We start from the raw sequence: 13,875 nt of genomic DNA, 5'->3' as shown, positions 1-13,875 counted from the left end.
TGTCAACCACCTTTTTCACCGCTTCCGATCTTTCGATCGAAGCACTTCCAGCACCACCTGAAACGTCCAACTCGTTGATACTCAAGGAGTTTTTCGTTCCGACTGCGCCGGAAGAGGTGCGAATTATAGAGAGATTGAACGGGGCGTCAAGGGCTAATTTCAAATCCGTCAAAACAAAGAAAAGTGCGCACTATATTGCTCACCCCCCAAGCCTTGCGCATCATGTACATCACGCCCACCGCTCCATGTCCCTCTATAAGGAAGCTACCCTCACAATGAACGCTCACCCCCGCAGCCTGGCCGCCAGCCTTTTCCCCGTCGGCCTGCTGCTCATCGCGATGGCATCCATTCAAACAGGTGCCTCGCTTGCCAAGAGCATGTTCCCTCTGGTCGGCGCGCAAGGCACCACGGCCCTGCGTCTGATTTTCGCCAGCGTGATCATGCTGCTGTTGCTTCGCCCCTGGCGCGCCCGCTTCACCGCCACCACCCTGAAGACGGTCATCATTTATGGCATGGCGCTGGGAGGGATGAACTTGCTCTTCTATATGTCATTGCGCAGCGTGCCACTGGGAATCGCCGTCGCACTGGAGTTCACCGGGCCGCTGGCCGTTGCGCTGTATGCCTCGCGGCGGGTCGTGGACTTTTTGTGGATCGGCCTCGCAGTCATTGGTTTGCTGTTATTGGTCCCGATCGGCCAGACCGACGCCAGCATTGACCTGGTCGGCGCAAGTTATGCGCTGGGCGCGGGTGTCTGCTGGGCCCTGTACATTCTATATGGACAAAAAGCCGGCGCCGAACATGGCATTCAGACTGCCGCCCTGGGGGTCATGGTTGCAGCGCTGTTTATCGCCCCCATCGGTATTGTCCACGCCGGCACCGCGCTGCTCAGCCCTGCCCTGCTACCGGTCGCCATTGGCGTGGCCATCCTGTCCACGGCACTGCCCTACAGCCTTGAGATGGTCGCGCTAACACGCTTGCCGGCACGCACCTTCGGCACCCTGATGAGCATCGAGCCGGCATTCGGCGCGCTGTCCGGCCTGCTGTTTCTGGGTGAAGTACTGAGCCTGGCGCAATGGCTGGCGATCGCTGCCATCATCACCGCATCGGTGGGCGCGACACTGTCCATTCGCAACCAAAGCCAGCCACTGGTAGCCGCTGATTGATTTGAGAAATATTTTCATTTGAACGAATCTTTGTCATTGTGTCGCCATGACACCCTGTTTAAGCTGTAACTCGACGTCAATCTTGAAGTTTTTATAAGGCACGCAAGCAATAGGCATCAGGAAGACGCACCGCAAATCCGCTCGAGCCCAAAACTCAAGCATCTTTGTAAGGACAGGAATGAAACGAATTTTGCTCATCCTAGCCATTCTGGCCATCGCCGGCTGTGCAGCGACGGCTAAAACCGAGGTCAAGCGCGGCAAGAAGGGCCTGCATATCAACTGCTCGGGTCTGTCGTCTTCCTGGAACAAGTGCTACAGCAAAGCCGCCAGCTCCTGTGGCACCAAAGGCTACAAGGTAGTCGCCAAGTCGGGCGACGGCGAAGAGGAGCCCGGAGATTATCCCTTCGGCCTCAACCCGGCGGGCTACACGAGCCGCAGCATGATCGTCATCTGCAAGTAACCCATATGAAAAGGGCAACCCGCAGGTTGCCCTTTTCATGTCGAGGTCTGCTCAGATTGCCTCGGTCCGGGTGCGCAACCACGCCAGCGCGCCGCCCTCAAGCAAGGGGGAAAGACGCTCACGCACACTGCCATGATACTGATTGAGCCACGCCCGCTGCGCGCTGTCGAGCTGGTCGGGCAACAGGCAGCGCGTATCGATCGGACACAGGGTCAAGGTTTCGAACTCGAGAAAATCACCAAATGCACTCTTGCCCGCGTCACGGTTGAACACCAGGTTCTCGATCCGCACACCCCATTGCCCCGGACGGTAGGTGCCAGGCTCGATAGAGGTGATCATGCCTGCCTGCATCGCGGTGTGCGGTGCCGGCACTGCCTGATAGGCGATGACCTGCGGCCCTTCATGCACATTCAGAAAATACCCCACCCCGTGCCCGGTGCCATGCCCATAGTCGACATGTTCGGCCCACAGCGGCGCGCGGGCGATAGCATCGAGCAGTGGCGACAGGATGCCACGCGGGAAACGCGCCATGGACAAGGCGATCATGCCCTTGAGCACCCGCGTGCAATCCTGTCGTTGCTCCAGGGTCGGACGACCGACAGGTACCATCCGGGTAATATCGGTAGTGCCCCCCAGATACTGGCCACCAGAGTCGATCAGCAACAGCCCGTCACCTTCGATGCGCGAATGCGAGGCTTCGGTCGCGCGATAATGCGGCATCGCGCCGTTGCTGTTGAATGCAGCGATAGTGGCGAAACTGGGTGAAATAAAACCGGGCCGCCGCATGCGTGCCTCACCCAACCTGGCATCCACCGTCAGTTCGGTAAGCGGTTCCTGCCCTTGTGCGGCTTCGAACCAGGCGAAGAATTCGCACAGCGCCGCACCATCCTGCTCCATGACCTGTCGGATATGCGCCAGATCAACCTCGCTTTTGCGCGACTTGGACACGCTGGTAGGGTTGAGCCCTTCGAGCAGGCGTACAGTTTCATCCAGGTGGGCAAGCAACCCACTGGTAACGCGCGCAGGGTCAACCAGTACCGCGCTACCCGGTGCGATGGCGGCCAACGCCGCAGCGACCTCGTGGTACTCGCGCAATTGAACGCCATCCGCCTCCAGCGCCTGGCGCAGAGCAGCATCGACTTTGCTCGAGTCGATGAACAACGTGGCGTGCTCCTGGCTGATCAAGGCGAACGATACAAACACAGGGTTGTAGGGAACATCGCTGCCGCGCAGGTTGAACAGCCAGGCGATGTCGTCCAGCGTGGCGATGAAATGCCAGTCTGCGCCACGTTCGAGAAGTGTATGCCGCAGCTGCGAGAGTTTTTCGCCACGTGCCACACTGGCATGCGGCGGCAGGTGTTGATACACCGGGTTGCACGGCAACACCGGGCGCTGCATCCACACCTGTGCCAGCAAGTCCTTGTCGCTGAGCAGGTGCACCCCGCGCGCGTTGAGGCGCTCGCCAAGCTGACGCGCCGAGGCCAGTGACATGACCGCACCATCAACCGCTACCGCACCGCCCGACGGAGCATGCTCGGCCAGCCACTCCAGTGGACCGGGCTGGCCAGGCATCAGCTTCATCAGCTCGATGCCACTGCCCGCGAGCTCGCTGCGAGCCTGCTCCCAATAGCGGCTGTCGACCCACAGGCCCGCGAAATCGGCGGCCAACACCAGGGTCCCGACCGAACCGTGAAACCCTGACAACCACTGACGACCTTGCCAGTAGCCAGGCAGGTATTCCGAAAGGTGCGGATCGGCCGATGGCACCAGCAGCGCGTCGACACCTTCCTTGTCCATGACCGCGCGCATGCGCGCCAGACGTTCAGGCACCGTGTCCTGCATTCCAGGCTGACTGTTCATGCTCTCTCCCACCACCACGCAACCAAGGTTATTGGTCGATGATAATGGGGCACCGATCAACCGTGGGCAACCGCCCAGAACGGCACAGTATGTAACGCTGCCTTGATCGCACGCGCCGCCTTGTCGATTTCGCCCTCGTCGGTGTAGCGGCCCAGGCTCAGGCGTATGGTCTGACGCGCCGCGCGCTCATCGTGCCCGAGCGCCAGCAGCACATGCGAGGGTGCGCTGCTGGCCGAGTTGCAGGCCGAGGTCGAGGAAAACGCAAGGCTCGCGGCCAACGCCCGCAGGTCGATACCGTCACCTGCAAACGTCAGGCTCAACGTATGCGGGATGCGCTGGACGCGGCTGCCGTTGAGCGCAAGGCCGGGAATGTCCGCCAGGTGATCGAGCAAGCGCTTGCGCAGAGACTGCATGCGCACCAGCTCTTGCTCCAGCACCTGGCCGGCCAGCGCGAACGCCGCGCCCATGGCGGCGATCTGGTGCGTCGCCAGTGTCCCGGAGCGCAGCCCGTTCTCGTGCCCGCCGCCATGGATCTGCGCCTTGAGCAGTGGCGCGGCACGCTTGCCCACATACAGCGCCCCGATACCCTTGGGTCCATACACCTTGTGCGCGGAAAACGACATCAGGTCCACCGCCCAGCGCGACAGATCGATCGGCAACTTGCCTGCGCCTTGCGCAGCGTCCACGTGCAGCAGGGCGCCGTGGCGGCGAACGATCTGACCGATGGTGTGCACATCGTTGAGCGTACCCAGTTCATTGTTGACCAGCATCAGCGAGACCAGAAACGTGTCCTCGCGCAGCGCCGCCTCAACCGCCTGCGGTGTGATCAGTCCTTGCGCATCCGGGCTCAGCCAGGTGACGTCCAAGCCCGCCAGCTCCAGCTGCCGCGCCGTATCGAGCACCGCCTTGTGCTCGATACGGCTGGTGATGATATGCCCCCCGGCACGCCCCTGGGCCAGCCCCTTGAGCGCCAGGTTGTTCGACTCGGTGGCGCCCGAGGTCCAGATGATCTGCTCGGCTCGCGCGCCAACCAGGCCTGCGACCTGAGCGCGGGCCCGCTCGACCGACTGGCGCGCCTGCTGTCCGAAGTGATGTGAGCTGGAAGCCGGGTTACCAAAACGGCCAGACACACCAAGACACTCAACCATCACCTGGATGACTCGCTCGTCGACAGGGGTCGTGGCGGCGTAGTCGAAATACAGCGGGAGATTTGTCATGGCCAGGCTCTTCCTGAAGTCGTCTAGTTAACGTGAGCTCATAGTGCACCACCAGACCATAGAACCATTAATTATGAATTTTCATATTTATATAACTTAATTTGCATTCTTGATCCAATGAACTGAACTCCCTTCCACTTTCCCTTTCAGAATTCGTATGAGCCCTTCACAGGAAGATTGCCCATGCCTCGCTCGACTGACCGCAAGAACGGCGTAGTGCTGCTCGATACGCGCCAGAACACTCCAGAGCACGAACACAGCGTGCACCTGAAACTGGCCGACGGGCTGGCGAGGCTCCTGGACACCGAGGTCGTTGACGCAGCAACCTCTGCGCAGCGTGACAGCCTCTATTACCTGCCCACCGAAACCCTGATCGACCCGACGCGACATGCCGCGCTGGGTGTGCGCAGCATTGCCGACTTCTTCGGCGGCATGGTCCAGCACCCCTACATGGCGACCAAGGCAATTTCCCATCCACTGCCGGCTCACGCCGCGTTCCCGCTTGGCTGGACCGATGACTTCGCCAGGCAAGCCAGCGAGGCATTGCTGCGCGGCTATACCGTGTTCAGCCGGGAGGATGCGCTACGCGCTGGCGACCTGCTGCTGCACGATGGCCCGATACGGCTCAAACCGGTACGCGCTACTGCGGGGAGAGGACAGACCGTGCTCACCGACATCCATGAGCTACCGGCGCTCGTGGATCAACTCGATCGACAGGAACTGGCGGTATGGGGGCTGGTACTGGAGGAAAACCTCGATGACGTCACCACCTTCAGCGTGGGCCAGGCACTGGTGGCGGGCATTACGTGCAGCTATTACGGTACCCAGCAATTGACCCAGGACCATGACGGCGTGAGCGTGTATGGTGGTTCCGACCTGGTGCTGGTCCGCGGCGGCTACGACGCCTTGTTGCAACTGGCGCTGGACGAACCCCAGCGCCTGGCGATCACCCAGGCCTGCACCTATGAACAGGCGGCGCTCGCCACCCTGCCCGGCTTCATCGCGTCACGGCGCAACTATGACGTAGCCTGCGGGGTGACCTATGAAGGCCACCGGCGCAGCGGCGTACTCGAGCAGTCCTGGCGTATCGGCGGCGCCAGCAGCGCCGAGTTGCTGGCCTTGCAGGCGCTGGCCGATGACCCGGCGCTGCAGCGTGTGTGCGCCTCCACCCACGAAGTGTTCGGCGAGGTCGACCTGCCTGCCGATGCCACACTGTTCTACCAGGGGGATGACCGTGAAGTCGGACGCATCAGCAAATATGCAAGGATCCGCACCTATGACCATCCATAGCGAAACCCTGGAAATCCGTGTCAACGGCCAGAGCATCGCCGGCACCTTGCTCAGCCCCAGCCCCAAGGTGCCAGGCATACTGTTCGTACACGGCTGGGGCGGCAGCCAGCAACGCGATCTGGCGCGCGCCAAACAGATCACCGGCCTGGGCTGTGTGTGCATGACGTTCGACCTGCGTGGCCACGAGAAAACCGAAAGCCAGCGGCGCAGCGTGACCCGCGAACAGAACCTGGCCGACCTGCTGGCCGCTTACGATTGGCTGGTCAGCCATCCCGCCGTCGACACCAGCGCGATCGCCGTGATCGGCAGCAGCTACGGCGGTTACCTGGCCACCTTGCTGACCCGCCTGCGCCCGATCAAATGGCTGGCCCTGCGGGTACCGGCGTTGTACTGGGACGACGAGTGGAGCCTGCCCAAGCAGGCCCTGGACCGCCAGCGCCTCTCGCAGTACCGCCTCATGGCACTGGGCCCGGGCGACAACCGCGCGTTGGCCGCCTGCGCCGAATTCGTCGGCGATGTGTTGCTGGTGGAGTCCGAGCAGGACGACTATGTGCCCCACAACACCCTGATGAGCTACCGCAGCGCTTTCAGCAGTGCCCACTCCCTGACCCACCGCATCGTCGATGGGGCCGACCATGCACTGTCCAGCGACCGTAGCCAGAAAGCCTACAGTGCAATGCTTACGGCCTGGGTCAGCGAAATGGTGATCGGCGCTCGGCTTGACCGCTACCCCCATCACTCCCCCTGGTACTCATGAGCCACGCACCAGACGCTCGGCCAGCGCCTTGCCCTGCAGCGCCACATCGGTGACGGCAGTGCTTTCCCACCACTGGCCACGCAGCGGCGGGCCCATGGCGAACAGCCGGTCGCTGGCAACGCCTTGAGCGTCTATCACCGCCCCACCGGCATCGGCGGCAATGCCCAGCGCCAGCGGTCCAGGCTGAATCAGCCGGCGCTGCAGCAGCGATTGCGGCAGCGGCCGGGCAACCCGCCGCCAGTCGTACTCGATACCCATGGAATTGACCAGCGCCGCACCTGTCACCCGTGTCTGCCCCGACTCACCGCGGTAACGCAGCCGCACGCACACCCCATCGGCACCGGCGCGTTCGACGGCCTGCAAACACGCCGCATGAATATGCAAACGTCCTTGCGCACAGAGTTGCTCGAGCAGTGCTGCGCCCTGCGGTGGCGAACGATGGTGATGGCTCTCCCACCAGGGGCGCACATGGCGCACGAACTGGCGGCGCTGACAATCACTGGCCTGACTCCACAGCCGGGGTATGTGAACCCGCACGGTGTCCAGCGGTGCCTGCCAGTCAACCCCAAGGGCCTGCGCCTGCCGGCACTGCTCGCGCAAGGCGCGCAGCAGTTGCAACGGGGTGCGCACTGATCGATCAGCCTCGAGAAAGTCTTCCCAGGCCGGTGGCTGACGCCGTACATGCGGCCAGAGGCCATGACGCGAAAAAACGTTGATCGGCCCCCGGTGGCCAGCCCTTTGCAGAGACACCAGCGTATCGACCATGGTCAGCCCCGAGCCGATGATCAGCACCGTGCCGTGCGGGTCGATCCCACGCATGGCCGCCACATCCCAAGGGTCGACCGCAGCGATGTTCAAACCATCATCACCCACGCGGGGTGTGCGCGCCGCGGCAAACATGCCGGTGGCCAGTACCGCAAAGCGCGCCTGCAACGAACGTCCGTCGCTGAGCTGCCCACGAACACCGCCGGGCACGTATTCAAGGTCGACGACCTCGGCACGCACGTGCTCCAGCACAGAGCCGGCGAACTCGCCAATGCGCTGGGCTTCGCTCAAGCGCTGACGGGCATAGAGGCCGAACAACCCGCGCGGCGGGAACAGCTCGGCGACCGACACGCCCTGCTCGGCGGCCTCAGGCCACTCGCCGGCATCGAGTTGCTGCTGCAACCATTGGGTGAGGTCATCCGGATTGTCAGGATCGACACTCATGCGCGCGGCATTGCCGTTAAGGGTATGCCCCAACTCGGTGGCACTGTAGGCCTCGCCTCGTCCCAGTTCGCTGCGCGGCTCGACCACCAGCAGGCGACGGCGCCCAGGCTGGCGCAGCAACTGCGCTGCAAGCAAGGCACCACTGAGCCCACCGCCAATGATCAGCACATCGGCCATTTGCGCTGCTGCGTTCTGTTCGTGCATCGGCATCTCCTTCACCGGGAGCCCGCATGATAGGCAGCAATGCAGGCCAATGGCATCTGCCCGATACCAAAGTAGGATCAGCCCAGCGCGGTGGCCAGGTGCTTGCGGTAATCACTCGGCGCCAGCCCGGTCACCTTGTGGAACACCTTGCGAAACGCGCCAGGGTCCTGGTAGCCAACGCCCCAGGCGATCTGGTCGATGCTGCGGTTGGTGAACTCGAGCATTCGACAGGCCCGCCCGACCCGTACCTGCTGGCAATACTCGGTGGGTTTCAACCCCGTCGCCGCGCGAAATCGGCGCAGGAACGTACGCTGTTCCAGCCCCGCCCGCTCGGCCATCAACGCCAGGCTGACGTCCCGGGCGCCGCTGCTTTGCAGCCAATGCTGCACCTTGAGCACGGCCTCGTCGCCATGGTCCAGGCGCGGACTGAACACCGCCGCGCGGCGCTGGCTTCCCGACACCGGTGCCACGGCGAGAAAACGCGCCGTCTCGACCGCCAGGGTCTGGCCCTGGAAACGCTCGACCAGCTTCAGGCCCAGCTCGGTCCACGCCATCAGCCCGGCGGAAGTAATGATGTCGCCATCGTCAAGCAGCGGCAGGTTGGCCTCCACGTTGACCAAGGGAAAGCGCTCGGCCAGGGACTGCGCAAAGTTCCAGTGCGTGGTGGCCGAGCGCCCGTCCAGCAGGCCACTGGCGGCGATGAAGAACACCCCGGCGCACACCGACACCAGCAGCGCACCGTCACGATGCCACTGGCGCAAGTGGGCACCGAACCGCTCCACCAGTTCGGGCGTGGGCTCCTCGGTCAGGCTCGGCGGAATGATCATCACCTGCGGCCGACTGGACGCCTGCCGGTGGCTGTCGAACACGACCACCAACGGCTGCCCCTGGGCCTCGCTCCAGTGAGTGACTCGCAGCAACGGGCCACGTCGTGCACCAAGGTCGGCGGCCAGGCGGTTGGCCACCGCAAACAGGTCGGTCAGGCCATACACCGCCGCCAGCTGCGCGCCCGGGTAGACCAGAATGCCGATTTCAACCTGTTCGCCAATTGCACCCATTGTCAGTTTTTCCCGCCAATTTGTCGGTCGCGCCAATGCGCAAACCCGTCGCGCAAGCCTATAACTATCACCACGTCACAACCACTCCGAAAAAGGACTGCATCATGAGCAAACAGGCGCTGATCGTCATCGACATCCAGAACGACTACTTCCCCGACGGCAAATGGCCCCTGCAGGGTGCGGACGCGGCCGCCGAGCATGCTGCCCGCATCATCGCCGCCACGCGGGCCAAGGGTGACCTGGTGGTGCATGTGCGCCACGAATTCGAATCGGCCGATGCGCCGTTCTTCACCCCGGGCTCGCAAGGCGCGCAAATCCACCCCAAGGCGGCCACTCAGGCGGGTGAACCGGTGGTGCTCAAACACAAGGTCAACAGCTTCCTGGGCACCGACCTCAAGGCTGTGCTCGATGAGCATCGGATCACCAGCCTGGTACTGGTGGGCAGCATGAGCCACATGTGCATCGACGCGGCCGCCCGCGCCGCGTCCGACATGGGCTACGCCACTGTGGTAGTGCATGACGCCTGCGCGACCCGGGACCTGGAGTTCAATGGCGTTGTGGTACCCGCGGCCCAGGCCCATGCTGCCTATATGGCTTCGCTGGCCTTCGCCTATGCAACGGTGGTCTCGACCGAGCAGTGGCTTGCCGCCAAGACCCATTAACCTGATCGAGCATGTACAACCCTGATGATCCATGGCCATGATCAGCGTTGCTGGCGATCTGGTGCCCAGAGACCTTAGATCACAACATTGCGCACAAAACGCACCGCCACATCGCCATCGTTGCGATAGGCATGCAGGCGGTTGCTGGCAAAACTGAAAAAGTCGCCCGCAGCCAATACCTGCTGCTGGTCCTCGATCACCAAGGTCAGACACCCCTCGAACACATACAACTGCTCACTCCAGCCATCGAAATCTGCCTCGGCCGGGTAGCTTTCACCCGGCTCCAGGCGCCACTCCCACAATTCCACTTCACGACTTGCCCGTGAACTGGCAAGCAACACGGCCTTGCTACCCGGGTGCACGCCAGCCCAGGCAAGTTCGTTGATGCGGCTCGGGTCGCGGTTGCCGGGCGCCTGGATCAGGTCACTGAACGCCACGCCCAGCGCTTCGGCAATCAAGTCCAATGTCGTCAGGCTGACATTCTTTTCACCCGCCTCGATGGCCACCAGCATGCGCCGGCTGACCCCGGACTTTTGCGCCAGGGCGCTCTGGCTCAACGCGGCGGCATGGCGCAAGCGCCGAATGTTCTGGCTGACATGCTGCAGCACGGAGGCGCGCTGACCGGAATCTTTGTGCACTATATTGCTCACGTATGGGGGTTGCGCAGTATACTGCCCACTTCGGCGCATTGTGCGTCGCTCGTCCCCTGCGCGCAAGGTCATCAACGTGTCGAATTCTGCCACTCCCCCTTCCTTTTCCTTGCGTATGAGCAAGGCCGAACTGGTACTGGTGTTCATCACCATGCTGTGGGGGGGGACCTTTTTGCTCGTGCACAACGTAATGACGGTCAGCGGCCCGATGTTCTTCGTCGGCCTGCGCTTTGCTGCCGCGGCCCTGTTCGTCGGAGTGATCAGCGCACGTGCGCTGCCGGGCCTGACGTGGCTCGAGCTCAAGGCCGGGGTGCTGATCGGCGCCTCGATCATGCTCGGCTACGGCCTGCAGACCGTGGGCCTGCAAACCATCAGCAGCAGCCAGTCTGCCTTCATTACCGCATTGTACGTGCCGTTCGTGCCACTGCTGCAATGGCTGGTGCTGGGGCGCCGTCCCGGGCTGATGCCCAGCCTGGGCGTGGGCCTTGCGTTCGCCGGCCTGATGCTGGTGGCCGGCCCCAGTGGCGAGGCCCTGCAGTTGAGCCCTGGAGAAATTGCCACCCTGGTCAGCGCCGTGGCGATCGCCGCAGAGATCATCCTGATCAGCCGCTATGCCGGCAAAGTCGATGTGCGTCGCGTCACCGTAGTGCAACTGGCCACTGCCTCGGCACTGTCATTCATGATGGTGGTACCCACCCGCGAGGCGCTGCCGGACTTTTCCTGGCTGCTGCTGTCGAGCGCCATTGGCCTGGGCGCCATGAGTGCGATCATCCAGGTGGCCATGAACTGGGCGCAGCAATCGGTTTCGCCGACGCGCGCTACGCTGATCTACGCCGGTGAGCCGGTATGGGCCGGCATCGTCGGGCGCCTGGCCGGCGAGCGCCTGCCGGGCGTGGCACTGCTGGGTGGCGTGCTGATCGTCATCGCCGTGATCGTCAGCGAACTGAAGATCAAGCGCCGCGGTGAGGCGCCCGGCGAGGTAGGCGCTGAGTCGCAAGTGCAACAAACGGACCGATAATCGGCCGCGACCCCACAATTCTTGTAAAAAACTGTTATAAAAAAATGCCGCGAAGGACCGCCATTGTAGGATTCTGCGACAGCTTGCGTGTTGGTGATCGACGGGGCGCCACGTATGATCCCTTACAAACCTCTGCAGATTAGAAATCTATGTCCTTGATAGTTCTACTGCTTCTGCCCTTTGTTGGCAGCTGTCTGGCGGCCGTGCTGCCGCACAATGCGCGTAACAGTGAATCGCTGCTGGCCGGCCTCGTTGCCTTGGTCGGCACCGTGCAGGTCGCCCTGCTGTACCCGCAAATCGCCCATGGTGGTGTCATCCGTGAAGAATTCCTGTGGCTGCCAAGCCTGGGGTTCAACCTCGTGCTGCGCATGGACGGCTTCGCCTGGCTGTTTTCGCTGCTGGTGCTGGGCATCGGCACCCTGGTGTCGCTGTACGCCCGCTACTACATGTCGCCCCAGGATCCGGTACCACGCTTTTTCGCGTTCTTCCTGGCATTCATGGGGGCCATGCTTGGCCTGGTGATCTCCGGCAACCTGATCCAGATCGTGTTTTTCTGGGAACTGACGAGCCTGTTCTCGTTCCTGCTGATCGGCTACTGGCACCATCGCGCCGATGCCCGGCGCGGCGCATACATGGCGCTGATGGTCACGGGGGCAGGTGGCCTGTGCCTGCTGGCGGGGGTGCTGCTGCTCGGCCATGTGGTGGGCAGCTATGACCTGGACAAGGTCCTGGCCGCCGGCGACCTGATCCGCAGTCATGCCCTCTACCCGATCCTGCTCCCCCTTATCCTGCTGGGCGCGCTGACCAAAAGCGCACAATTCCCCTTCCACTTCTGGCTTCCCCACGCCATGGCCGCACCCACGCCGGTCTCGGCCTACCTGCACTCGGCAACCATGGTCAAGGCCGGGGTATTCCTGCTGGCCCGCTTGTGGCCCTCGCTGGCCGGCAGCGAGGAATGGTTCTGGATCGTCAGCGGCGCCGGGGCCTGCACCTTGCTGCTGGGTGCCTATGCGGCGATGTTCCAGAACGACCTCAAGGGCCTGCTGGCCTACTCCACCATCAGCCACCTGGGCCTGATCACCCTGCTGCTGGGGCTCAACAGCCCGCTGGCCGCAGTGGCCGCGGTGTTCCACATCCTCAACCATGCCACGTTCAAGGCGTCGCTGTTCATGGCGGCCGGCATCATCGACCACGAGAGCGGCACACGCGACATTCGCAAGCTCAGCGGCCTGTTCCGGCTAATCCCCTTCACCGCGACCCTGGCCATGGTCGCCAGCGCCTCCATGGCCGGCGTGCCGCTGATGAACGGCTTCCTTTCCAAGGAGATGTTCTTCGCCGAAACGGTATTCATCAGCTCCACCGCCTGGGTCGAGGCGGCCCTGCCGATCGTTGCGACCCTGGCAGGCACCTTCAGTGTCGCCTATGCGTTGCGCTTCACCGTCGACGTGTTCTTCGGCCCACCGGCCACCGAGCTGCCTCACACCCCCCACGAACCCCCGCGCTGGATGCGGGCCCCGGTCGAGCTGCTGGTGCTGACCTGCCTTGTGGTGGGTATCTTCCCGGCACAATCGGTAGGTCCGCTGCTGGCGGCTGCGGCATTGCCGGTAGTGGGCGGTACCCTGCCAGAGTACAGCCTGGCCATCTGGCATGGCTGGAATGCACCGCTGATCATGAGCCTGATCGCCATGTGCGGCGGCGTGCTGCTCTACCTGGTGCTGCGCAACCAGCTCAAGCGCGGACGCTTCAACCACCCGCCACTGATCGAGCTGTTCAACGGCAAGCGCCTGTTCGAGCACGGGCAGGTGCTGCTGATGCGGGCGGCACGCCGTTTCGAACGGCTGTTGACCACCCGCCGCCTGCAAAAGCAGTTGTTCATGCTCGTGTTCGCCGCCCTGCTGGCCGGTGTGCTGCCAATGCTGAGCACCGGACTGACCTGGGGCGATCGCCCCAAGATCCCCGGCTCCGGCGTGTTCGTCATGCTCTGGCTGATCGCGATCATCTGCGCCGTCGGCGCCGCGTGGCAGGCCAAGTACCACCGGCTGGCGGCACTGACCATGGTCAGCGTGTGCGGCCTGATGACCTGCATCACCTTCGTGTGGTTTTCCGCCCCGGACCTGGCGCTCACCCAACTGGTGGTCGAGGTGGTCACCACGGTGCTGATCCTGCTGGGCCTGCGCTGGCTGCCGCGGCGTATCGAAGACATCTCGCCATTGCCCGGCAGCAAGGAGCGCGCGGTGGCACGTCGCCTGCGCGACCTGTTGCTGGCGGTGCTGGTCGGTGGCGGCATGGCGTTGCTGTCGTACGCGATGCTGACACGCCCGACCCCC

Annotated in this window: 12 protein-coding genes; 7 read left to right on the top strand and 5 right to left on the bottom strand. The window is 63.3% G+C overall.

What is annotated here, in order from left to right:
• Window positions 1-275 precede the first annotated feature (275 nt).
• Window positions 276-1,163, top strand: coding sequence for a threonine/homoserine exporter RhtA (gene rhtA, locus KUO17_RS25400; RefSeq protein WP_217978316.1), 888 nt, complete (start codon window positions 276-278; stop codon window positions 1,161-1,163).
• A gap of 178 nt (window positions 1,164-1,341) precedes the next feature.
• The gene (locus KUO17_RS25395) at window positions 1,342-1,623 is read left to right on the top strand and encodes a hypothetical protein (RefSeq protein WP_217978314.1); all 282 of its coding nucleotides are present in this window, start codon (window positions 1,342-1,344) and stop codon (window positions 1,621-1,623) included.
• A 51-nt stretch (window positions 1,624-1,674) separates the two neighbouring features.
• Here the strand turns inward: KUO17_RS25395 and KUO17_RS25390 are convergent, their stop codons facing one another.
• Both KUO17_RS25390 and KUO17_RS25385 read right to left on the bottom strand, forming a co-directional pair.
• The gene (locus tag KUO17_RS25390) at window positions 1,675-3,483 is read right to left on the bottom strand and encodes an aminopeptidase P family protein (protein ID WP_217978313.1); all 1,809 of its coding nucleotides are present in this window, start codon (window positions 3,481-3,483) and stop codon (window positions 1,675-1,677) included.
• A gap of 56 nt (window positions 3,484-3,539) precedes the next feature.
• A complete protein-coding gene (locus KUO17_RS25385) occupies window positions 3,540-4,700 on the bottom strand; it encodes a cysteine desulfurase family protein (RefSeq protein WP_217978312.1) in 1,161 nt (386 codons plus the stop codon).
• A 177-nt stretch (window positions 4,701-4,877) separates the two neighbouring features.
• On the opposite strand from KUO17_RS25385, the gene KUO17_RS25380 reads away from it, so the two are divergent.
• Entirely contained in the window at window positions 4,878-5,990 is a 1,113-nt protein-coding gene (locus KUO17_RS25380; protein ID WP_425274899.1) for a DUF3182 family protein, read from the top strand.
• Window positions 5,977-6,747, top strand: coding sequence for an alpha/beta hydrolase family protein (locus tag KUO17_RS25375; RefSeq protein WP_217978310.1), 771 nt, complete (start codon window positions 5,977-5,979; stop codon window positions 6,745-6,747). The genes KUO17_RS25380 and KUO17_RS25375 overlap by 14 nt, the downstream gene beginning before the upstream one ends.
• Here KUO17_RS25375 and KUO17_RS25370 read toward each other — a convergent pair.
• Both KUO17_RS25370 and KUO17_RS25365 read right to left on the bottom strand, forming a co-directional pair.
• Window positions 6,742-8,160: an FAD/NAD(P)-binding protein gene (locus KUO17_RS25370; protein ID WP_217978309.1), complete on the bottom strand. Its 1,419-nt coding sequence runs from the start codon at window positions 8,158-8,160 to the stop codon at window positions 6,742-6,744. The genes KUO17_RS25375 and KUO17_RS25370 overlap by 6 nt on opposite strands.
• Before the next feature lie 77 nt (window positions 8,161-8,237).
• Complete coding sequence (locus tag KUO17_RS25365) at window positions 8,238-9,218, bottom strand: GlxA family transcriptional regulator (protein WP_217978308.1); 981 nt, start codon at window positions 9,216-9,218, stop codon at window positions 8,238-8,240.
• Window positions 9,219-9,322: 104 nt separating this feature from the next.
• Here KUO17_RS25365 and KUO17_RS25360 point away from each other — a divergent pair, with 104 nt between their 5' ends.
• On the top strand, window positions 9,323-9,880 hold the full coding sequence (locus tag KUO17_RS25360) for a cysteine hydrolase family protein (protein ID WP_217978307.1): 558 nt from the start codon (window positions 9,323-9,325) through the stop codon (window positions 9,878-9,880).
• Window positions 9,881-9,954: 74 nt separating this feature from the next.
• On the opposite strand, the gene KUO17_RS25355 is transcribed toward KUO17_RS25360, so the two are convergent.
• Entirely contained in the window at window positions 9,955-10,518 is a 564-nt protein-coding gene (locus KUO17_RS25355; RefSeq protein WP_217978306.1) for a helix-turn-helix domain-containing protein, read from the bottom strand.
• Between the two features lie 127 nt (window positions 10,519-10,645).
• Between KUO17_RS25355 and KUO17_RS25350 the strand changes: the two genes are divergently transcribed.
• Entirely contained in the window at window positions 10,646-11,548 is a 903-nt protein-coding gene (locus tag KUO17_RS25350; protein WP_217978315.1) for a DMT family transporter, read from the top strand.
• Window positions 11,549-11,697: 149 nt separating this feature from the next.
• The coding region (locus KUO17_RS25345; protein ID WP_217978305.1) for a monovalent cation/H+ antiporter subunit A at window positions 11,698-13,875 on the top strand (2,178 nt) is incomplete at its 3' end.

The organism is Pseudomonas aegrilactucae, from assembly GCF_019168305.1.
Lineage (GTDB): Bacteria > Pseudomonadota > Gammaproteobacteria > Pseudomonadales > Pseudomonadaceae > Aquipseudomonas > Aquipseudomonas aegrilactucae.
Note: the sequence above shows the minus strand (reverse complement) of the source record. Positions and strands in the feature narration are given on the sequence as shown.